We start from the raw sequence: 22,284 nt of genomic DNA on the forward strand, positions 1-22,284 counted from the left end.
TATGAAGTATTACCTGGTAGCGGGCGAAGCATCCGGAGATCTGCATGGGGCCAACCTGATGAAAGCGCTTAAAGCATTAGATACGGACGCGAATTTCAGATACTTTGGCGGCGACCTCATGAAAGCGGAAGGCGGTGAGCTGGTAAAACATTATGCCGACATGGCATTTATGGGCTTTGCCGAAGTGGTAATGAACCTTGGGACCATTTTAAAAAACCTCAAACGCTGCAAAGACGATATCAGCCAGTACCATCCGGATGTGCTTATTTTAATAGATTTCCCGGGCTTTAACCTTAAAATAGCGGAATATGCCAAAAGCAGGGGAATATTGGTTTGTTACTATATATCACCCAAAGTGTGGGCATGGAACCAGAAACGTGTACTAAAAATCAAACGCGTTGTTGATCACCTTTTTTGCATACTGCCTTTTGAGGTTGATTTTTACAAAAGCTGGGGCATGGATATTGACTATGTGGGTAACCCCCTGCTTGACGCCGTTGACGCGTTTAAACCCGACACTGATTTCCTTAAGAAGCATGGCCTTGGCAACAAAAAACTGGTAGCCTTACTGCCTGGTAGCCGCAAGCAGGAGATCAGCAGGCTGCTGCCAGAAATGTTAAGTATAACGGAACACTTTCCCGATCACCAGTTTGTTATAGCCGGCGCACCATCATTTGATAGCAGTTATTACGACCAATACCTGCAAGGCAAGAATGTTCCCGTAATATTTAGTGCAACGTATGATATACTGCACCATGCAGAAGCAGCTATCGTTGCATCCGGAACGGCCACGCTCGAAACCGCGCTTTTTAATGTACCGCAAATTGTTGTTTATAAAGGCAACCCTATTACCATTGCTATAGGCCGCGTGGTTATCAAGATCGGCTTTATCTCCCTCGTAAACCTCATTATGGATAAAGCGGTGGTAAAAGAACTGATACAGCAGGACTGTAACACTCCAAATATTTTAGCTGAGTTAAACGCGTTACTATACAACAACACCTATCGTGCGGCCATGCTTGCCAATTATCACCAGCTCCACCTTAAAATGGGCATGCCGGGTGCTTCTGCTAAAACGGCTACGCTGATAGTAAAATATGCCGCAAAAAAATAAGGCTTCACTGGTTACAGTAAAGCCTTATTTGTCTCAAAGGTGATTGTTTAAAACAGGATAGATATATGATTGATCAGGCAGCCGACAATTGCTGTAAGGCTTTCTGTTTGTTGCTTGTGAATTGTGTACGGTCTTTGAAAGCCTTAAGGTCTTCCATTAACAAGTTTTTAAGTTCGTTATCAAAACGTGCAACTAATTTGCTGGTAGCTGTTTTATAGGTTTTCATAGTGGTAGTGTTTAATGTTGTGTGTTTTTAATAAGATGATCAGCTATGCAGCTTGTTTTTTTGTTTTGATGGTCTTAAGATCGCTAATCAGAATGTTCATTAACTCTCTGTCGAAACGGTTTACCAATTTGCTTGTTGCTTGTTTTTGATAGGTTTTCATAGTAAAATATTTTAGTTGTTGTGTGTGTTATCTTGTTTTGTTTCTTCCTGGTTTTCAGTTAAATTATCGTGCCTGCGTTTAGCTTCTTCGTATTGTCTTTCAATTTGCTCTTTGTCGCGGCTATCCGATGTATTTTCAGGTGCTTGGGGATTTTCCCACTCTTTTTCCTGATCTGTTTTAGTTGCTTGCTTATCAATTTCCATTGTTATAGCGTTTGGTAAGTACTATTCCAATTGAGTGCCAAAAAATCATTTTTTGAAAATTATTTTAAAAAAAAGTTTTACAGCTATAAAACACCAATTAAAATGTATTATTGACAATTTATAAGACCAAAACGGAAAGCATTTGTGAGCATTTCAGGTTAATGATGGAGATAATTTGGCGCGCAATACCATTTTTAGCACATTTAATCTTTAGTGCAATAGATTTTATAGATAAATCAGTTAAATAATGCGGCTTAGGACTAAAAAATCAAAAAAAATGTTTGTTATAAGCGATTAAACAGGTTATATCTACCAAAAAAATAATAAACTCTATATTTTATTTAAAAAACACCTTTAAATATTATCATTTCATCTAATTACAATGTTAAATAGATGTTAAAATTAAATTACATCATGATAATTGCAGAATTTTATAAAAAAATTTATTGCTTGTAGTACTAAAATTTAATTTTGTTACTATATTTGTATCAGAATTACGAACTAAATAATTTAATTCACTTAACAATCAAAAAGTTACAATTAAATTACAAAATAAATTTTCGTAATTCATTTGATAGTGTTACTTTTACACTATCAAAATTTAATAAAAAGTCTTCTCATAATTTAGGTTTATAATTGGTTAGTAAAGGCCCCTGCCCATCAGGGGCTTTACTTTTTTACAGCCGGTTGTATATTTTTTAGTTCAGGCCTTATTTGTACAAATAACAGCTGATTTTGTATATTTCTCTTTTAATCAATCTGTTTTGGAAAACACACATTCTGTATTAGTACTTTGCCTCGGTTTGGTTTTCAGCGTTTCGCTGCTGGTACTTGTGGCCAACAAACTAAAAATAGCCTATCCCATTTTTTTAACCATGGCAGGGCTTATTATCAGTTTTATACCCGCCGTCCCAAAGATCCATATCGATTCTAACCTGGTGTTCCTGGTAATACTGCCTCCAATACTGTATGATGCTGCGCAAAATATGTCGTTAAAGGCTTTGTGGAAGTGGCGGCGCATTATCAGCGTTATGGCTATTGGCTTTGTGTTATTCACCGCTATTGCGGTAGCCTATGTAAGTCATTGGCTCATCCCGGGCTTTACGCTTGAGCAAGGTTTCCTGCTCGGGGCCATCATCTCACCTCCCGATGCTGCTGCGGCCACTGCGGTTTTACAATACACCAAACTCCCTAAAGGAATGGTATCTATTTTAGAAGGAGAAAGCCTGCTTAACGACGCTACAAGCTTAACCGTATTCCGGTTTGCACTGGCAGCTATACTTACCAACCAGTTTACCTGGCATGAGGCGGCCGGAGGCTTCGCGCTGGTAACGGTATCAGGCATTGTAATTGGCTTATTATTCGGCCTGGTGTTTTATGCCATTTACAAATGGCTGCCTACCACTGCTAACCTGGATATCGCTATTTCGCTGGTTATACCTTATATTATATATATAGCTGCAGAAAGCGTACACTCATCAGGTGTACTTGCTGTGGTAAGCGGCGGCCTCTTTATCGCCTACCAAAACCACTTTGTATTCTCGCACAGCAGCAGATTAAGAGCAGGGGCGTTGTGGTCGTCCATTGTATTTATCCTTAACGCGGTGGTGTTTTTCCTCATAGGGCTGCAACTGCCTGATGTTACCGCGGGTTTGAGTAGCGTAAGTATGCGCACGGCCATAATTATTGCCCTGGCCATCGCTTTCGTAGTGATTACAGCACGCTTAATCTCAGGCATCGCATCAGCTATGTTCACCAAGTTCATTAGCCGTTATATTACCGTAGCGCAAAACAACCCGGGCTGGCGCAACCCTTTAATTATCGGCTGGGTGGGCATGCGGGGCGTAGTGTCGCTGGCATCTGCATTATCCATTCCCTTGCTTTTAGATAACGGCAAGGCATTTCCCAACCGCAACCTCATCTTGTTTATCACATTCGTTACTATTATTATCACATTGGTTGGTCAGGGCCTTGTTCTACCCTGGATGATCAGAAAAATAAAACCAGACGGTAATATTGATGACAAACCTAACGACCAGCAGATAGCCGAAATAGAATTGCAGCTGATGAGAACAGCTATCATGGAAATGGAAAACAGGTATGCCGGAAAAATGAACCACAACCCCTTATTGCAACATAAATATGAGTTTTTAAAGCATAAAACAGTTCTGCTTGAATGCTCAGTACTCGACGATGGCAAGCGCCGGGAAGCTAATCAATTGGTGAACGAATATAAAAGAATTATGACCAGCGTGACCGAAAAAGAGCGCAGTAAACTTCACCGTTTCCGCAAGAAAGATGGTTATGATGACGATGTTATCCGCTATATAGAAAACAGGCTTGATCTGGAGGAAGAAAACATGCAGGATGATATTGAGTAACATCCTGCATGCAGCCGATTAAAAGGTTACTTTCTTTTCGCCGGCATTAATATCCTTTAAAAACTTAATGAGCCCAGCCATGTACGTTTTCTGATCATCGTACATACTCATATGGCTGCCGTTGGCGCAATACAGGTAACTACCGTTTTGAACTTTGGTGGCTACCATTTGCATGTGCTTAGGGTCCATGGTGTCATATTGGGCACCGATGCTTAAAACAGGGACGCTTAGCTTAGGCAGATCAGGCACACGGTTCCAGTTGGTCAATTTGCCGGAGATACCAAACTCGCTTGGCCCCTGCATAGTCACGTATAACGATTGATTGAGCTTACCCAAAGAGCGTGTAACAGGTTCGGGCCATTTATCAAGCGGGATACGGCAAATATGTTTGGCATAAAAATTTGGCATCAGTAAGCTCATATATTCAGGATTATCGAAATCCTTGTTGGCTTCAATCTGCCTTATGCGGGCCAGGACCTTGGGGTCGAATTGCTTGGCCAGCACATCCTGCGCGTATTTGCCATAATCGGGGCAGCTCATCATCATGTTGGAAATAATAAGGCCCTTTAAATGATCCTGGTATTTAAAAGCATATTCGGCAGCCAAAATGCCACCCCATGAGTGGCCGAGCAGGTAAAAATTGTCCTTATCCAGCTTGAGCGCCTGGCGCACCTGCTCTACCTCTTCCACGTAACGGGGCAGGCTCCACATGGAAGTATCCTTAGGGTTATCAGAATTACCGCAGCCTAACTGGTCATAATACACCAACTCGATGCCTTCTTTTGGCAGAAAGCTTTCCATACATTCGAAATACTCATGCGTAGCGCCGGGGCCACCGTTTAACAGCAGCAATTTTATTTTAGGGTTATTACCTATCCTTTTCGTCCATACCTTAAAAGTACCTTTAGGGGTGTTGATCTTTACCACCTGCACCTGCCCGGTTTTTACACCGTTGGTAGTATCGGTTAAGTAAGTTTCGAGGTTATTACTTGCGACCTTGGTTTTTTCAGGCGAGTTGCAGGCGGCAATAGCCAACACCACTGCAACTAATGCAAAAGCTAATTTTCTCATGAAAATGCGGGTTTAACACTATAAATATATTTAATAAAATTTATTCTTTTTCATTTTACCAATAGAATGATATATTTGCAGCCCAACCGAGGGGGATTAGCTCAGCTGGCTAGAGCGCTTGCATGGCATGCAAGAGGTCATCGGTTCGACTCCGATATTCTCCACAACCTTTCCGCAAAATCCGCCGAATTTCGCATGAAATCGGCGGATTTTCTTTTTTCACATACGATTTTACATACGGTCTTCAATTGTAGTGCTGCCATGATGTACGTGTAAAATTTAGAAATTATTTGATTTAAAATTATTTAACTCGAAAATCTGAAGCTTTTTTACAAGCAGTCCTATCTTACCAGTTTGTTATATCATGCTTGGAAGCTGATACAATGTAGTGAGCCACCGAATTTGGCCAATTGATCACAATTGATGCTTATAACGTTGAAGCCATAGCTTTCAAGTAATTTTCTGTTTGTCCAGTTGTATTCGACTTTGCTGTTTTTAGGAATTGTGTATTCAGGCATGATGATACAATCATTAAATCTGATATAATTGACATATACACCTTTTGCAGAATAAAGGCAGCTTCGAGTTTTCTTACCCTTACAATTGCAAAAAATTGGCTCGTCGATAGGGCGGTCAAATATAGGAATCACTTTAAAGCCATTGTCTTTAGCGACTGATTTAAGCATTTCGACATATTTTATATCTTGTCTTAAATAAGATAAATCGGGATACTGGCTTATGAATAATGATTCCTCGTCTTTAAATGCCATATATCCGTCAATGTGTCCAAGTACATCATAATAACTGCGATCAACTATTATCGCATCTAAGCCAGTAAAGTCTTTTATAATTTGGTCAACGTTTTTACCAGGATTATCCTCACGCACTTTATCGGTAAGGAATACCTTCTTCGTGTTGTGTACAAAATTTCCGCCATCAATTACCAATGGTATATCTACAATTTTTGATGTAAATGCTTGAGATAATAGGCGGCGTGTAACTTTATCTAAAAACTGAAAATACTGACCTTCCTTACTTAATGTACAATAATTTGGAGAGTAAATAGGTTTGAAAATCGTATCGCCGGCGAAAATCCCCATGCAATCTCTTAGCCATATCTCATCAAAATAATTAACAACGATTGTGTCTACATTCGGCTTATGCCTAAACATCGCCTTTAACTCCTGTTCAACTTTTTTCGTGTTAGTAATCACAAAGAGTTTAATGTCCCTTGGTATCAACTCTATCAGTTCATTGTAAAAGGGGATTAAGGTCTCGTACTCTTTTGAAAATCCTTTTGGGTAACTTAAAAAAAGGTAACTACTTTTGCTAAAATCTGCTTTTATCATATTGATTAGGGGCTGAAAAAACTACCCCTTGCAAACGTAAAAAGGAGATTTTCGAGGTCAAAACCTCTTAAAATTTTACGAAGGATTCAAAAAAAAAGCGCCGTGTTGAATTTACTTCAATCACGTCGCCACTGTTCAAAATCTTTGTAAGTTTTTCTTACTAAATACCCTGCCCCGACATTTTTAGTAACAATTGCTTTAATAAACCTCCCGCTATTCCATAGATAATCATAAGATAAATTATTGTCCAAAGTATGGCTGCACCCATCACGATGCCCGTATAAAGGAATAATCTTAAGGTCGATATTTTAATGTTAATTGTTTCCGGCATTGTTATCATTGGATTGGTTTGAATTGGTTGATTAATATTTACCGGTGTTGCGCCAGTAGCTTTATAATAGTCATTGATTGATTTACCAGGATTATCTAAAACCCATTCGTTGTAAGATTTCATTAATTATGTGATTTGGATTAATGATGAAAGATAATAAATAACTCATATATGCGTCAATAAAAAACACATATATGCTTCATTTTCGATGTGTGATAAACATCAAAAATGACGAAGTTATAAAGGCTTTCGGAAGAAGGTTAAGAGATTTAAGAATCTCTACCGGTTTATCACAAGAGCAATTAGCCAATGAAGCCGAAATTCCACTATCTCAAGTGGGACGAATAGAAAGAGGCGAAATCAATCCCACTTTAAGTTCTATAAATGTGCTGGCGAAGGCACTCAAGGTAGATATTAAGGAATTATTTTAAGTCCCGTTTTCCCGCTCTATTATTCGGGACAGCAGGACACCGCCCTCAAAAATTATTACCACAACGTATTTTAATTATAGTATTTTTATCATTCTAAATTTTATTACGTATTAGCTAATGAACCTGTTTAATCCATTCAAAATACTACGACCTAATGAGCGGTGGGCACCTTCTCAAAGTCAATTTGACGCTGCTCAAGATGCTTACGAAAAATTATTGCCTCCATTGGTTTATAAAATACGCGCTGCAGTAGTTAAATGGAGAGACGATGATTATGAAGGAGCATCCCAAACATCTAAGTCATTGCTAAACTTTTGGTTTAATCAAGAGCATTTGATAGGTCAAAATAAGTTTGGCTTTTTCTTTTCGCAAAGGGAAGCACTTGAATCAATTGTTTATTTATTTGAAGTAGCTAAAGCTAAAGACAAATATGATCTAATGCGTTTTGATTCATCCCAACGAGTAAGTGCAGGGATGTTTGATGAAACGTGGACGCGTTACGTGGTAAAAATGGCGACTGGTGCTGGCAAAACCAAAGTGATGGCTTTAACATTAGTTTGGTCTTATTTTCATAAGTTGTACGAAGTTAACAGCACCCTCTCTAAAGATTTCTTAGTTATTGCACCCAATATAATCGTACTCAATCGATTACTAAAGGATTTCGGTGGCCTAAAAATGTTTTTTGAAGAACCTTTTATTCCCGACAACGGATATGATGATAAAGATTGGCAAAACGATTTTCAATTAACATTGCATATTCAAGATGATCTGAAGCCAATAACAGAATCGGGTAACATCTTCTTAACTAATATTCATAGAGTATTTTTTAACGAAACTCCCCGAGAATCTTTTGAAACCACTTTTTTAGGTGTTAAGCCTAAACCTAATGCCGATACATCTAAGGGGTTAGACTTAGGCAAGGTATTGAGAAGTGATAAAATCAAAGACTTGGTAATATTAAATGACGAAGCCCACCATATTCATGATAAATCCTTAGCCTGGTTTAAAAGTATTGAGGACATAAGTAATAAACTCAAACTTAAAAATGGTGATGGTATTAGTCTTCAAGCAGATTACTCTGCCACTCCTAAACATAATAACGGGGCAATATTTGTTCAGACTATTAGCGATTACCCTTTGGTAGAAGCCATCAAACAAAACGTGGTTAAGTTGCCAGTACTACCGGATGAAGCATCGCGTGAAAAAATTCACGAAAAAGATAGCAGCGATTTTGTAGAGCGTTATCGGGACTACATTCATTTGGGTTATTTGGAGTGGGAACAGCAATATGAAGAGTTAAAAAATCATAAGACCCCGATATTATTCATTATGACTATGAGTACTAAAGAGGCTGATCAGGCAGCTGCTTTTTTAGAAACCAGTTATCCAGTAATGAAGAATTCGGTTTTAACCATTCACACCAACAACTCCGGTGAAATAAAGGAAGCCGCTAATTCAAAGAAAGACAAAGAAGCTTTAGAGGCATTAAGAAAGGCTGCCGACGATATAGATAAAGATCACTCACCTTACAAAGCAGTAGTATCAGTACTGATGCTTAGAGAGGGTTGGGATGTACGTAATGTTACAACGATAGTTGGTTTGCGGCCATTTGGCGCTGATTCTAAAATTTTACCCGAACAGACAATTGGTAGGGGTTTAAGAAAAATGTTTTCTTTAGATACGCCAGAAAAATTAGTAGTTGTTGGCACACCAGCATTCTTACAATTTGTTGAAGGCTTGAAAACTGAAGGTGTTGAATTTCAATACAGCCCTATGGGTAAGGGTACAAAAGGTAAGTCTCCTGTTATTATTGAAGTCGATAAAGATAATCCTAATAAAGATTTAGATAAGTTAGATATACCTATTCCTCAGATGAGCCCGAGGTTTTACAGGGAGTTCAAAAATTTGGAATTGATCGATATTAATAAATTCGATAATGACAGAGCAGAACTAAAAAACTACAGTCAAGATGAGTTAAAGGAAATTATATTTAATACCATTGATGGCGACTTTTCACATAAGACAATCTTTAAAGACACAGCGCCCGATTACAGAAATGTGATCAGTTTCTTTACTTCGGTTATTTTGAAAGACAGTCGTATGGTAAGTGGCTTTAACACACTTTACCCTAAAGTTGAAGGTTTTATTAAGTACAGACTTTTTAATAAGGAAGTTGAATTATCCGATCCGCAGACCATTCGGAATCTGTCAGAGTTGCGGCCTAAAGAAATCCTGAAATCAACTTTTAAAAAAGCGATAGATGAATTAACCGTAACTGATAAAGGTTCTGCTGAAGTTAAAAACTATATATCGCTAAAGACAACAAAACCCAAAATAGCTGAAGAGCAGCCATTTTTTTATTCTAAAAAATCCGTTTTTAATAAAACAATCGGCGATAATCCATTTGAATTGGAATTAGCTTCTTATCTTGAAAATAGGTTACCGGACGTGATTTCATTTGCTAAGAACACAACGGGAGAAGGTGGAGTTAACTTCAAAATCGAATACCAGGCAGAAGATGGTAACATCAGAGAATACTATCCCGACTTTTTTGTTAAAACTTCTCCTACTCAATACTTTATTTTAGAAACCAAAGGCCGAGAAGATTTAGATGATCTAAGGAAGATCAAGCGACTTACTACTTGGTGTAAAGATATTAACAAGGTTCAGCAGGATTATACCTACAGAACCATTTACATCAAGCAAGAAAAGTGGGATGAGATAAAGAGTTCGCTGAAATATTTTGAAGACATTATTTCAGTTTTTGAAATAAGAATCTCGTTAACAAAAGAAGATGCAAAAAAAATATTAAAGCGAGGTGCCGACGTCTCAAGCTTTGGCGACCCTATCGAATGGCAAAAAAAAGATAGGACAGATCGTAAAATCAATGGGTTATGAGATTAGTCGACAGTAACATCATTATTTACGCCGCGAGGCCTGAATATCTTAATTTAAAAGAATTATTAGAAGAAGAGGATATCGCCATTTCAGAACTAACCAAATTGGAAGTATTAGGGTACCGTCACTTAGCTCCCGAGGCTGAGGAATATTTTAATGCCGTATTTGATTTGGTAACAGTTTTACCTATAAGTGATGCAGTTATTAACCGTGCAATCACTTTAAGACAACAGGCAAATATGAAAGCTGCAGATTCTATCATAGCGGCAACAGCTTTATTGCATTGTACAGAACTAATTACAAGAAACGTAGAAGACTTTAATCATATTAATGATTTAATAGTAAATAACCCATTAGATTGATGAATTTAAACGACGCTGAGAAAAACAATTTAATTGAATTAATAAAGGCCGGCGGAAAACTGCCAAAGGAATACATATATAAGCTATTTTCTGACGAGGAGGATGTGTTCTTATTTTGGAATGGCCGAAAGGAAGATGTAACGAATATTGCATTGCCTTTTCACAGCATTGAACATATAGATGAACCACGGAAAGAGTCAGTCAAAGCTGGAGGTAATTTTAGCATGTTTGAAACTGACTTCAGAGGGAGACAATTGAAGGGTTGGACTAATAAGCTTATTTGGGGAGACAACAAGCTAATATTATCTTCTTTAACAAACGGACCGATTCGTGAGGAGATAGAAAAGGAAGGCGGTTTAAAGTTGATCTATATTGATCCACCATTTGCAGTTGGAGCAGACTTTGGTTTTAACATAGAGATCGGTGACGACATAGTTGAGAAAAAGCAAAGTATCCTGGAAGAAATAGCTTACAGAGATACTTGGGGTAAAGGTATATCGTCTTACCTAAGCATGATGTATGAACGCCTTAAACTAATGCACACTCTTTTAGCAGATGATGGTAGCATGTATGTTCATATTGATTATCGAGTCAGCGCTTATTTAAAATTAATGCTCGACGATATATTTGGCGCGCAAAATTTCATTAATGAAATAATTTGGAAGCGTCGGGGTGGTTTACTTAATCAAAGTAAACAATTTGGAGCATCAACGGATACAATTTTATTTTATGCCAAAACAGATAGAAATATTTGGAATCCTCAATTTACTAAATCGGATACTGAAGATTATATAAATGAAAGATTTAGGTATGAAGACGAGTCAGGAAGAAAATTCAGATTGAGTCCTATTAACTCACCATCATACAGTCCAACGCTATATTACGAATATAAGGGCTATTTACCACCAAAAAATGGCTGGTCCCTTTCAATTGAAACTATGAAGCGTTTTGATGAAGAGGGTAAATTATATTTTCCAAAGGATAAAACTGGAAGAATTCAAAGGAAGCAGTACTTAGACGAATGGGAAGGGCAAGGAGTACAAAGCCTATGGCTTGATATATTTCCTATTAACCCAATGGCACAAGAACGTTTGGACTACCCCACTCAAAAACCAGAAACACTTTTGGAAAGAATAATAAAAGCAAGTAGTAATGACGGCGATTTGATTGCTGATTTTTTTTGTGGAAGTGGAACGACTGCGGCGGTTGCTGAAAAGCTCGGGCGCAAATGGATTACCACTGATCTTGGCCGATTTAGTATTCACACTGCCCGCAAACGATTGATAAATGTCCAGCGGGAACTACAAGCTACTGGCAAAGATTTTAGAGCATTTGAACTACTTAACCTCGGTAAATATGAGCGTCAGTTTTTCATGGATGACCTAACCAACGGTAAACGAAAAGCTAAAGAAGACCTTTACGTCGATCTCATTTTAGAGGCTTATAAAGCTAAAAGAATAGAGGGTCATCTTTGCCTACATGGGGCTAAGTCAGGTCGTTTTGTTCACGTTGGCCCTTTGGATGTTCCTGTTACGCAGACACGTTTGACAGATATTTTTGAAGAATGTCGCCAAAAGCTTTACACACAAGTCGATGTTTTAGGTTTTGAGTTTGAAATGGGTCTTACGCCACAATTCATTCAGGAGCTAAAAGAAAAGGGGGTGGCGATAACATTGAAATACATACCAAAAGATGTATTTGACAAACGCGCCGTAGATAAAGGTCAGGTAAAATTTTTTGACGTGGCTTATCTGGATGCCAAAGTAAATCGAATTGATAAAGGTATTCAAATAGAATTAACTGATTTTGTTACTCACTACACTCAAGACGATATCGAAGATGTTCAACAATCCATGAAGCCAGGGAGTAAAGTAGTTATAGAAGACGGGCAGATAATAAAAGTTGAAAAAGATAAAAACGGTATAATTAGCAGTACTAAGTTAACTCAAAACTGGCATGACTGGATTGATTACTGGGCTATAGATTTTGATTACCTAAGTAAAAAGGAAATCATCAAAGTTAAGAATGAGAATGATGAGGTAGAAGAAAAATGGACAGGTAATTACCTGTTTGAAAACGAATGGCAGAGTTTTAGAACAAAGAAGAACACAGCATTAGAATTCAAATCTGTGCCTTACGAATATGCCAAGCCCGGAAAGTACAAAGTAATGGTTAAGGTTGTAGATATTTTAGGCATAGACACAAGTAAAATTATAGAAGTCAATTTTTGATACTATAGCCGCTACAATTAACTGTAGTTGCACATTGCTGTTTTATGGCCACTATACGGCAGAGTTTTCTAAACTTCGATAAAGGCACCGACCGAAGATTATATTGCCGTATATGGGCTTTACTTCGGCAAATCATACTTAATTAAATTGTCCCATGTCCCTCTTTACCTAAGGGGACGATGGGACATATATATTTTAATAAACTAAATCTTTCACAATGTCAGACAACAAACTGCAATCTCTAACTGAGATTTTTAATCAAAAAGTATTCAGGATACCAGATTTCCAACGGGGTTATTCTTGGGGAAATGATCAATTAACCGATTTTTGGGATGACCTAAATAACCTTAAAGATGACCGAATCCATTACACAGGCCTAATAACTGTAAAGCCAATCAAAAGCGGTGATATTGCTAACTCTGAGAAATGGCAGGAAGACCTGTGGTTGTTTGACAAAGGAATGAAGGCCTATTACTTAATAGATGGACAACAACGCCTTACGACATCTATTATATTTATAAACTGCTTACTTGAATGTTTTTCGACTGGAGAGGGTATTAATTTTGATTCGCGAGAATCATGGCAAGGCAAATTTTTATTCCAGCAATATGGTGACCATTACAAATCGTTCATATTTGGCTATGAAAAAGATAATCCCAGTGATGAGTTTTTTAAAACTCGGATTCTAAACCAAAAGACTTCTACTTCGGACAAAGTTCCTGAACAAACGTTATATACAGCTAATCTTCAATACGCTAAAGAATTTTTTAGCAAGAAATTCAGTAAGCTTGATAAGACCCAGCTTCAAAATCTTTTTAAAAAGTTAGTTAATAAATTAAAGTTCAATTTCTATGAAATTGATGACGAACTTGATGAATATGTAACTTTTGAAACGATGAATAACCGTGGCAAAAGCTTATCAAATCTCGAACTACTAAAAAATCGTTTGATCTACCTCACAACCTTGCTGTCTGACGATCAGTCTCTTAAAGATAGATTACGTAAGGATATTAATGAAACTTGGAAGACAATTTATGAATACTTAGGTAAGAATAAATTTAATCCATTAGATGACGACGTGTTTCTGTACAATCATTGGATAATGTATTTCAAATATGATCGGAGTATCGCAGACGCATCAGCACGTTACCTGTTGCATGATAAGTTTACGCCAAAAAACACTATCAACAATAAGATTGGCTTTCAGGATATTAAGCGCTATGTTGATAGTCTTGCAGAAAGTGTAAGGTCTTACTTTTTTATATTCAACGTTCAATATTCCCATTTTAATGGTGAGGTAAAAGAATGGATGCAGAAATTAAACAGGTTAAGCTTAGGAGCTTTTGTGCCACTGATAATGGCTGCCCTTTGTAAGGAGACAAATCAAGACAACATCTTAAAACTGTTAAAAACAGCAGAGCGGTTCCAATTTTTAATATTCAGATTAAGCCAAAGACAATCTAACACTAAGAATAGTCATTTTTTCCGTCTTTCAAATATGCTATACTTTGGACATGATTATTGGGGGAATGGGCCAACGGACGTATCAAAAGTTACTGGCGATATTTCATGGCACATTGATGGTTGGAAAGATGAAGACTATATCGGTTTATTTGATCTTACCCGTTTTCAAACTTACATCAACGAGTTAGGACAAAAAAGTGAAGGCTATTATTCTTGGAATGGCTTACGATACTTTTTGTATGAGTATGAATTACACTTGCAAACCAAAGCTAACAACAACCAAAAAGTATCTTGGACTGATTTTAACAGCAGGAAAAAAGAAGATACCATTGAACATATTTATCCGCAAACTGCGAATTTGCAGTGTTGGGTAGAAGCTTTTAAAGGAATAGGTAAAAAGCAACGCCATATTTATCTGCACAGCTTAGGGAATCTTGTTTTGCTTGCAAAATCTAAAAACTCATCGTTACAAAACAAATGTTTCGATTTCAAAAAGTCGCATGATGATGACAGCGGAGAATTACAGGGCTTCCATAACGGGTCTTATAGTGAAATACAAGTAGCATCTTATGCAAACTGGACACCTACAGAAATTATAGAGAGAGGTTTAAAAATGTTAAAATTCATGGAAGAACGATGGAGTTTTGAAGTTATTGATTGGGAAATCACAAAAGAATCCTTATTGAATTTCAAAAATGAGATAGCGCCAGCAATAATAGAGTCAGAAAAAGAATCGATATAATAAGAAAAACATTAGCAATTGGGTTGTATTTTTTTACAAGAAATTCTAATCAATAAGAAATAAATTCAATCTAAAAAGTAACATTGTTTTAAAACAGACGCACTTCTAAATAAAAATAATTTACAAAGTATTTTTTAATTGAATAAAATCTTATATTTGGCTCATGCTAAAGTTAAAAGTCCAAAAGGCCACTGAATTCGAAAAGAATGTCAAAGCGACTGTTCAGTCAACAGGTCGACTTGGCTTTTCAGATGGCGCGAAGAAAAAAATGAAGATTGAAACCGGCAAGTATCTCGTTATTGCTACAAACGAAGAGGATTCTACCGATGAAAATCTTTATGCTTGGCTTGAAGATACAGCCGATGGTGGTGGATTTAGAATTAATAAAGGTGGCGAGTACTATAATGCTAATACCAAGCCACTTTTTGACGGACTTGGCATTGATTACAAGGATCAAGAAAATCTAATTATTTATGATATAATTGATTTTAACTATGAAGGCAACTCTATTTTTAAATTTATAAAGCGCATACACACACGAAACAAAAAGAATAAAAAAACGGGTGATAATGATAACTAACCACCCGTTTATCGAAAACTTTATTACGTCTGGGGAGACAATAATTAAGGGCTCGTGCCCCTTATTTAAGTATTTCGTTTTTCAAATTTAGTAAATTTATTTTACAAAAGGTTTAGTTATCAAGTTAACGATTTTGCATTCGCAAAATTATTTTATAACTAATAGCTAAAACAAAATGGCAAAGTTTCAAATTTTTAAAAGCACTGTAAATTATCAATACTATTATCATCTAAGAGCCACTGGAAACAACGAGATCATATTACGTGGTGAAGGTTATACATCTTTATCAGCTTGCAAGGCAGGGATTGAGTCTGTTAAGTTAAATGCACCTTACGACTCAAGATATGACAAGTTGTACACATCGTATCGGCAATATCATTTCAACTTGAAGGCTTCTAATGGTCAAGTTGTTGGTACCAGTGAAAGTTATACTACATCTACAAATAGAGATAACGGTATAAGTTTGGTAAAGGCACAGGCTCCTACCGCGCCAGTAGAAGATTTGTCCTAAAATTAAGTGTTTAACAGAAGCAGGGCCAAGAGCCCTGCTTTTTTGTTATTAAAATTCTTGTTTTCATGCTTCTGCTAAAGTTTTTGGTTTGCCATGCAATGCTTCAAGAATCCGTTTTGTAAAGTTTAAATTATCTCTAATTTCTTCTACACTTACTTTTTCACTATCACTTACTCCGTATAGATTTGTTTCCAGTTTGTTTACTATTTCAATAATACCGTTTTCCTTAAGGAAGGTGCTTAATTCAACGGAAGAGTGTGGTTTAAATTTATGAAACTCGCACCCTTTATGGAGAATCTTATGGCCGGTGTCAAGACCGGGTATATCGCCATTATTATAAATATACTCTACGAAAGCTTTTTCGGGCGAATTGATAGGTCTTTTACATTTGTCGCAAATAAATTTCTGTCTTAATCTTAAAATTGGTTCGTTCATAATAAGTGTTTTTTAATGACCACAAGTTCCTTATTGTCAATATATTAAGCAAGACCTCTGAAACTTTTAGCATTTTGAGAATTATAAATTTTTATATTAAATAGATCAATTGTATAAAATTTATAATTGTTATAATAGCAATATATACCTTCTTCTAAGAACGAAAATGCTGTTCAATCAAGTTTAAAAACTTGCCAATTTTAGGCTTGAAATCTATTATTCTGCGTGAAATGGCAGTTTGCGATTTTTTTTTAATCATGATTGGCTAAAAGTATTGAGCAACTTTACTGTCCCATCATCAATTTTGTCCCCTTGTACAGGAAGGGACGAATAGGTTTGTGAGGTCAATTTGGGACACTAATATTGCTCAATAAAAAGCCGAACCCATAAAGAAGATGGCTCGGCTTTTCTATTTTACATTACTGCACCCATCTACCCACAGTGGTTTTACTAACCCCCAGTTGTTGGCCTATTTGCCTAATAGTAATCCCTGGTACAGTAGCCCTTAGACGCATTGCTTCTTCTTTTAAACTCTCCATATCTAAAGAATCTGCTAACAAAGATGCTTCGTCACAAAACTCGATGAACTTGAACGTTAGTAGTGATTCGTCAGATTCCTCCCTTTGCAACTCACATTTTAGTACATTACTTTTATCATATACAAGTTCACCACTTCTACTGGGTTTAACTTGTTTAACGTATCGATGACCTGAATCGGCCGCTGATACCCCAATAGCAAACACCGTGTCAGCAAAATTGCTGAGTTGTTTACTTCCCGCTAAGTCATTAATTGTAAGCGATTGAGAGGCCTGCCTTTTGGGAGTATGGGCAAGCACTAAGATGGTTACACCCAGTTCCGTTTTTAGCTGCTTCAAAAGCTTCATCAATTCCATTGCAACCTGAACATCAGAAGATGTTTGAGCACTTAAAAAAGTGATGTTGTCAATAACGATGAATTTAGCATCTGTATCAATTATATCTTGCTTTATTTTATCCAATAAAGCATTTTCAAATTTATATTGACGATCTGTTACCAACTGGGTGAAATCTACGTTGTCCGTAAAAAGATTATCGCTAAACATGTGCATGGTACCGCCTTCGCTACTATACCTTTTTTGAAATTGCTTGTCAGATAATTCAAAGTCGTAGTAAATCACTTTGCAAGGGTCACATTGATTCTCTAACGATAACAAATTACTCCCTCGGCTTACAGCATCAGCAATAGCTACAGCCAAGATGCTTTTGCCGATACCTGTATCGCCAAATAATATACCTAACTCGCCCGAGTGTAAAAACACATCAAACATCTTGTATATTTCAGGCATATTCTTCGCATCTTCCATTCGTTGGGAAGCAGTACGGACGCTTTTTCTTTGCGAAGTTGGTGCTGGAAGTAAATGGTTCGAGACTGCTTCCCCTATGATTTGATTTAATTCTGATATAGTACCACCATGTTTAAAGAAGTCTGAAACGTCTTTGCCGCCGACATCTTTCAACCAACAAGGCAACTCAACTGAAGGGCAATTGAACGTTTTTGATAATTCTTTACTTCTTCTTACTCCTGTTTCGTCATTATCATACAGAACAGACGTTATGCGCATTCTGCTATCAAAAAGATTCTTTTTTTGTTTAGGTGTGAAATCCGAAGTCTCGCTGTTAAGTGTAATAGCGTTGTAACCATGAGCAATCAACGATAATGTATCTTTTTCACCGGCTGCTAAAATCACATCTTGCGTTTCTGGGTAATTATCGAACGGTGTTCCAAAGGTGTAATCAACTGGTTTTATACCAACATACCAAAAAGCTTTGGGGTTTGGGCTGTAAATTTTTCCGTAATTATCCCCTTTGTAGGCAAACCACATTTTCCCAGCTGGTCGCTCTTTAAATATCGGTAAGAGGTCTTCATCATGCTGTATGCTATAAGAATCTAAAGCAACAACTCTATGTTTATCCAGTGTTGCACCGTCAATTCCATATTGACTCCAATAAGAAAGCTCATCAGAGGTAAAGTCAATGCTTTTTCTGTCATTGAATTTTACCTTAACAAAATCGTTGTCTTTATTTAAGATATTAGGTTGAACCCAACTGTTTATAGTCGTCTCATCGAAGCTATCAACATGCTTCCACATTGTAGCCAACAGTAGCTCAATCTCGTCTTCAGGGTCAATCCCATATAGCGTGCCTGCAAATTCAAAAACGTTGCCGGCATAGCTTTCATCACCGAAGTCTTTGAACCGCCATTGACCATTCCAGTAATAAATGCTTAAACTGGGATTGGAGTCATTATAAAATGGGTTACGTACAGATTTACAACTTACATTATTTTCTTTGACTGTTAGGTTAGGTATAATGCTTTTGTAGAATAGAAAGCCACCTTTAGTGGCATCGAGTATGTCTTGTTTTAATGTTAAAATTTGTTTATTAAACATTTGTTCTTTTTCTTTTGAAGTTTACACTTCGGTAGTATTTCAGTCTTACGTTGTTATCAACGCTAAGTAATTGCTGATATTTATATATCTACGTCATATGTTTTTTAAATGAGGAAAGGGCCGATTTCTCGGCCCTTGATTTATTAATTTGTATTAATTTATTTTTTATTTAGTTGTCGTCCTTTTTTTCGACTGACATTTTTTAGAGAATCCAATACCTCTGTTTTATTATATAAGCACTTTCGGCCTATTCGCACAACCGGAATTAGTCCCTGGCATTGGTATCTATGTAATGTCGGGTAAGAGATTTGGAGGAGGTCGGCTACTTGCTCGCGGGTAATGTATCCGTCGTTTAAATTATCAACGCCGGGGTGGGTTGTTTTTTGTTGACTTAGCTCGGCTATAATATTCTTTGCAGCTTTGTCTACGCTCTCCTGAACAGCATCAGTGACAAGCGTTAAAAATTGATTTACGAAGGTAACCATGCTTAACTGCTGGCCTTTTAAAATGTTGTTTCCTTCTGTTTGGGATGCCATTAAATTTGAAATAAAATCATTTTAATATAATTAATTGATTAATAAATATCTTTTATAGATATATATAAACGCAAGGTCTCACAAATTTAAAAACTATACAAGCGAGCCGAAAGCTAAGTTCATTGCATCGGATTTTTGCTGATCTTGAATACTGTTGTACTTAGAAAAATTTCGATGGGTTTTATGGTTCGAAAGCTTCATTATAACTTCACTCGGCACGCCTTGGGCAAACATGTAACTTATAAATGTACGCCTTGAGCAGTGAAAATGTAATATCTCGTGTAACGGACAAGTTTGTTTTAATAGAACAGATCCCCTATACTTCATTGTTGTAACTAACCTATTCAATTTTGCTTGCTCACCAATCTTTTTCAAATTGTTATTGACTTTTTGGCCGGTGTAGACGGGGATGGCTAAAGCTATCGGCGTATCACGATACTTATCTAATATTGCTTTAGCTTGAACATTCAGCGGAACTTTTAAATAGTCTTTTGTCTTTTGAACGGTAACGTTGATAAAATGATCAGTAATATCTTCTTTGCGCAGTTTTTGTATGTCTGAAAAGCGAAGCCCGGTAAAACAACCAAACAAAAACGCATCTTTTGCAACCGACAGATAAAAGTCAGTAAGTTGTAGGTCCATGACAGCTTTTAATTCGCCAGTAGTTAACGCAATGATTTCGTTTTCGTGCTGACGTATATTCCCACTGATTGACAAATTGATCTCTGTAGCATAACCGTTTTTACTTGCCCATTTCAAAAACCACTTAAAATTGCCGATATTCTTATGTATAGTATTATTAGTGTGTTTTAGATCATTAATGTAGTATCGCTCAAATCGGCTTATAAACGCGTCATCAATATATTTAAACTCGATTGTTCCTTCCTTTTTAGCAAAATTGCGTAGATGCTGTAGGTTCGTTTTAAGTTTCTTAATGGTGCTTTCCGAAAAGTTAGCATTTGATTTGATAAATTCCTCGTAAAGTTGAAATACAGATTTTCGAGCGGTGATTTTATTGCCGTTAAGGGCCTCCCTGATATATTTGATTGAAGGCTCTGTACCTGCTGCAATTGCATTACGATAGATACCCATAACATCGTCTCTTTTTTTCTGTAGCACGTTATTGATCTCTGCCGCACCTATCGCTGAACTCTTTACCTTTTGTTTGTCATCATCCCATTTATTCGCGTCGATTCGCTCACCTGTAGGAATCCACATTCTATTGTTATCAAAGCTGAAGGACAATAATATTGGTACGTTTTTAGTCTTTATTACTCCATCCGCACCTTTACGCTTTTCGATATAAAATTTAGTACTCGCCATTCTAACTGAAAATGTTAATTAATAATAATTTATTGGTTTTTAACTATTTGTATTTTGAATTGGCGCAAAGAGGATACAAATATTAAAACTTTACAAACTTTATTTTTGCGCCTTGAGGATGGATTTTGAGGAAGTCGCATACAAAAATCCATACGAATTTTCCTTTACTCAAATTGGCGTTCTTTCTTTGTCAGAGATGAGCGACGAATAAAAAATTATAGGGCTATATAGATTGGTAGAGAAATTGGAATAGGTAGTAATAGGGGGAGCGTTCAACGTCTGGAACGATATTCTCCACACTGATAATCAAGGCTTTACGAATTTTCGTAAAGCCTTTTTTCTTTCCGATAAAACAGTGATAAAACAAGGTTTTTTTAAATAGATTTAAGATCTATTTATTTTTATGGATTAAAGGGGGTTTTGCAGACCTAAATGTCTAATTTTTTTTGAAACATATTTGCAAACTTGCGCGATCAAGTCTGTTTTGCTGTAATTATTGTGATTTCCTACCCGGATAGTCGAGTAATTATCCAGAACCAATCTGAAGCTAACTTCGTTTACCACTATAACGCAATCTCAACTAAGTTAGATTGCATTTTAAAAAGCGTTGCGTAGAAATGATCCAAGTGCGTCTTATCTAGTTGCTGGTTGATCAAATTATTCACTTGCTCTATCGCTTCTTGAATCTTGGGCACACTTTCCTTGCCCTTACTTGTCAGGTAAACAAAATGGGCCCTTCTGTCTGCGCTGTTCTGTTCGGTATAAACAAAACCGTTCCTGGTCATACCTTCGATGAGCACCGCTATGCGCGACTTATCTACTTGGAATAGCTCAGCCAGCTCTTTGTGAGTTGGAGTGTGTTCCGTGGAGGCCAGTAACAGGATAATCTCTGCGTAATGTTCGAGGCGGAGGTCAGGCAGGACTTTAACGATGGCACGGCTGTACAGCCTGCTTAAACGACGTAAACTTTTCGATAATAAAATTTGCATAATAAATTTCTTTTAGAAAAATAGAAATGAAACAAGCCGGACTGGACAGTTTGTCAAACAGTTAATAACTAAAAGAATCAAATACGAAGGGAGAGCCGGAAAGGGAAAATGGACGAAAAGTAATGCCGAATTGGAACTGGCGGTCTTAGTTGCCACACCGTCTTGGCAATTAACAACAATATCAAAAATACCCCGGCCAGTTTCAAAAACAAGCTCTGTATATTTTGATCTTTATTCAATACTGACTTATCAGTACGATGCATCAAACTAAAAGTCTGGGCGCTGGCATTATCCAATTTCCTTTTAAAGATCGAATTATAGCGCGCCTGCGACTTATTTGACACCAGGTGATGGTTAGGCAGCATGAGTATATGGGTAAGCACAATAAAAAGGTATGCCGCAGTTAGTAACAGTACACTTGTTTTTTTATGATCAGGCAGCCTCATAGACAAATGTAAGTAATTTGGTTTATTTAATTCAAATCGCCAGTACAAGACAATACCACTTATGAATCGTCA

The 22,284-nt window shown here is 37.0% G+C and carries 19 protein-coding genes and 1 tRNA gene; 10 read left to right on the forward strand and 10 right to left on the reverse strand.

Annotation, left to right across the window (positions count from 1 at the left end):
• Position 1: 1 nt before the first annotated feature.
• On the forward strand, positions 2 to 1,114 hold the full coding sequence (gene lpxB, locus CKK33_RS18105) for a lipid-A-disaccharide synthase (protein ID WP_095705465.1): 1,113 nt from the start codon (positions 2 to 4) through the stop codon (positions 1,112 to 1,114).
• 73 nt (positions 1,115 to 1,187) lie between these two features.
• Here the strand turns inward: lpxB and CKK33_RS19560 are convergent, their stop codons facing one another.
• Both CKK33_RS19560 and CKK33_RS18110 read right to left on the reverse strand, forming a co-directional pair.
• Positions 1,188 to 1,340, reverse strand: a complete 153-nt coding sequence (locus CKK33_RS19560; RefSeq protein ID WP_158223474.1) for a hypothetical protein — start codon at positions 1,338 to 1,340, stop codon at positions 1,188 to 1,190.
• 171 nt (positions 1,341 to 1,511) lie between these two features.
• Positions 1,512 to 1,703, reverse strand: a complete 192-nt coding sequence (locus CKK33_RS18110) for a hypothetical protein (RefSeq protein WP_095705466.1) — start codon at positions 1,701 to 1,703, stop codon at positions 1,512 to 1,514.
• 764 nt (positions 1,704 to 2,467) lie between these two features.
• Between CKK33_RS18110 and CKK33_RS18115 the strand changes: the two genes are divergently transcribed.
• Complete coding sequence (locus tag CKK33_RS18115) at positions 2,468 to 4,084, forward strand: Na+/H+ antiporter (RefSeq protein ID WP_095705467.1); 1,617 nt, start codon at positions 2,468 to 2,470, stop codon at positions 4,082 to 4,084.
• A gap of 18 nt (positions 4,085 to 4,102) precedes the next feature.
• On the opposite strand, the gene CKK33_RS18120 is transcribed toward CKK33_RS18115, so the two are convergent.
• The gene (locus CKK33_RS18120) at positions 4,103 to 5,155 is read right to left on the reverse strand and encodes a proline iminopeptidase-family hydrolase (RefSeq protein WP_095705468.1); all 1,053 of its coding nucleotides are present in this window, start codon (positions 5,153 to 5,155) and stop codon (positions 4,103 to 4,105) included.
• A gap of 90 nt (positions 5,156 to 5,245) precedes the next feature.
• Here CKK33_RS18120 and CKK33_RS18125 point away from each other — a divergent pair.
• Positions 5,246 to 5,319: transfer RNA gene (locus CKK33_RS18125), tRNA-Ala, on the forward strand.
• Positions 5,320 to 5,517: 198 nt separating this feature from the next.
• On the opposite strand, the gene CKK33_RS18130 is transcribed toward CKK33_RS18125, so the two are convergent.
• Together CKK33_RS18130 and CKK33_RS18135 are read right to left on the reverse strand one after the other, a co-directional pair.
• Positions 5,518 to 6,504, reverse strand: a complete 987-nt coding sequence (locus tag CKK33_RS18130) for an agmatine deiminase family protein (RefSeq protein ID WP_095705469.1) — start codon at positions 6,502 to 6,504, stop codon at positions 5,518 to 5,520.
• Between the two features lie 160 nt (positions 6,505 to 6,664).
• The gene (locus CKK33_RS18135; protein WP_095705470.1) at positions 6,665 to 6,958 is read right to left on the reverse strand and encodes a hypothetical protein; all 294 of its coding nucleotides are present in this window, start codon (positions 6,956 to 6,958) and stop codon (positions 6,665 to 6,667) included.
• Positions 6,959 to 7,047: 89 nt separating this feature from the next.
• On the opposite strand from CKK33_RS18135, the gene CKK33_RS18140 reads away from it, so the two are divergent.
• From CKK33_RS18140 to CKK33_RS18170, 7 genes are all read left to right on the forward strand, one after another.
• Positions 7,048 to 7,266 carry a helix-turn-helix domain-containing protein gene (locus CKK33_RS18140; protein WP_198952497.1) on the forward strand — a complete coding sequence of 73 codons (219 nt, stop codon included), beginning with the start codon at positions 7,048 to 7,050 and terminating at the stop codon, positions 7,264 to 7,266.
• A gap of 117 nt (positions 7,267 to 7,383) precedes the next feature.
• The gene (locus tag CKK33_RS18145) at positions 7,384 to 10,164 is read left to right on the forward strand and encodes a DEAD/DEAH box helicase family protein (RefSeq protein ID WP_095705472.1); all 2,781 of its coding nucleotides are present in this window, start codon (positions 7,384 to 7,386) and stop codon (positions 10,162 to 10,164) included.
• Positions 10,161 to 10,526: a type II toxin-antitoxin system VapC family toxin gene (locus CKK33_RS18150; RefSeq protein ID WP_095705473.1), complete on the forward strand. Its 366-nt coding sequence runs from the start codon at positions 10,161 to 10,163 to the stop codon at positions 10,524 to 10,526. The genes CKK33_RS18145 and CKK33_RS18150 overlap by 4 nt, the downstream gene beginning before the upstream one ends.
• Positions 10,526 to 12,757 (forward strand): site-specific DNA-methyltransferase, encoded by a 2,232-nt coding sequence (locus CKK33_RS18155; protein WP_095705474.1) that lies wholly within the window; start codon positions 10,526 to 10,528, stop codon positions 12,755 to 12,757. Before CKK33_RS18150 ends, CKK33_RS18155 begins: the two co-directional genes overlap by 1 nt.
• 217 nt (positions 12,758 to 12,974) lie before the next feature.
• A complete protein-coding gene (locus CKK33_RS18160; protein ID WP_095705475.1) occupies positions 12,975 to 14,963 on the forward strand; it encodes a DUF262 domain-containing protein in 1,989 nt (662 codons plus the stop codon).
• Positions 14,964 to 15,126: 163 nt separating this feature from the next.
• Positions 15,127 to 15,543 carry a hypothetical protein gene (locus CKK33_RS18165; protein WP_095705476.1) on the forward strand — a complete coding sequence of 139 codons (417 nt, stop codon included), beginning with the start codon at positions 15,127 to 15,129 and terminating at the stop codon, positions 15,541 to 15,543.
• 175 nt (positions 15,544 to 15,718) lie between these two features.
• On the forward strand, positions 15,719 to 16,054 hold the full coding sequence (locus CKK33_RS18170; RefSeq protein ID WP_095705477.1) for a YegP family protein: 336 nt from the start codon (positions 15,719 to 15,721) through the stop codon (positions 16,052 to 16,054).
• Between the two features lie 63 nt (positions 16,055 to 16,117).
• Here CKK33_RS18170 and CKK33_RS18175 read toward each other — a convergent pair whose 3' ends face one another.
• The 5 genes from CKK33_RS18175 to CKK33_RS18195 all read right to left on the reverse strand — a co-directional run bounded on the left by CKK33_RS18175 (position 16,118) and on the right by CKK33_RS18195 (position 21,766).
• The gene (locus CKK33_RS18175; RefSeq protein WP_095705478.1) at positions 16,118 to 16,489 is read right to left on the reverse strand and encodes a hypothetical protein; all 372 of its coding nucleotides are present in this window, start codon (positions 16,487 to 16,489) and stop codon (positions 16,118 to 16,120) included.
• 419 nt (positions 16,490 to 16,908) lie between these two features.
• Positions 16,909 to 18,918 carry an AAA family ATPase gene (locus CKK33_RS18180; RefSeq protein WP_095705479.1) on the reverse strand — a complete coding sequence of 670 codons (2,010 nt, stop codon included), beginning with the start codon at positions 18,916 to 18,918 and terminating at the stop codon, positions 16,909 to 16,911.
• Positions 18,919 to 19,076: 158 nt separating this feature from the next.
• Entirely contained in the window at positions 19,077 to 19,454 is a 378-nt protein-coding gene (locus tag CKK33_RS18185) for a helix-turn-helix domain-containing protein (RefSeq protein ID WP_095705480.1), read from the reverse strand.
• A gap of 93 nt (positions 19,455 to 19,547) precedes the next feature.
• Positions 19,548 to 20,777 (reverse strand): site-specific integrase, encoded by a 1,230-nt coding sequence (locus CKK33_RS18190; RefSeq protein WP_095705481.1) that lies wholly within the window; start codon positions 20,775 to 20,777, stop codon positions 19,548 to 19,550.
• Between the two features lie 563 nt (positions 20,778 to 21,340).
• Complete coding sequence (locus CKK33_RS18195) at positions 21,341 to 21,766, reverse strand: MarR family winged helix-turn-helix transcriptional regulator (protein ID WP_095705482.1); 426 nt, start codon at positions 21,764 to 21,766, stop codon at positions 21,341 to 21,343.
• Positions 21,767 to 22,284: the final 518 nt, after the last annotated feature.

Source organism: Mucilaginibacter sp. MD40 (assembly GCF_002288635.1).
Classification (GTDB): domain Bacteria; phylum Bacteroidota; class Bacteroidia; order Sphingobacteriales; family Sphingobacteriaceae; genus Mucilaginibacter.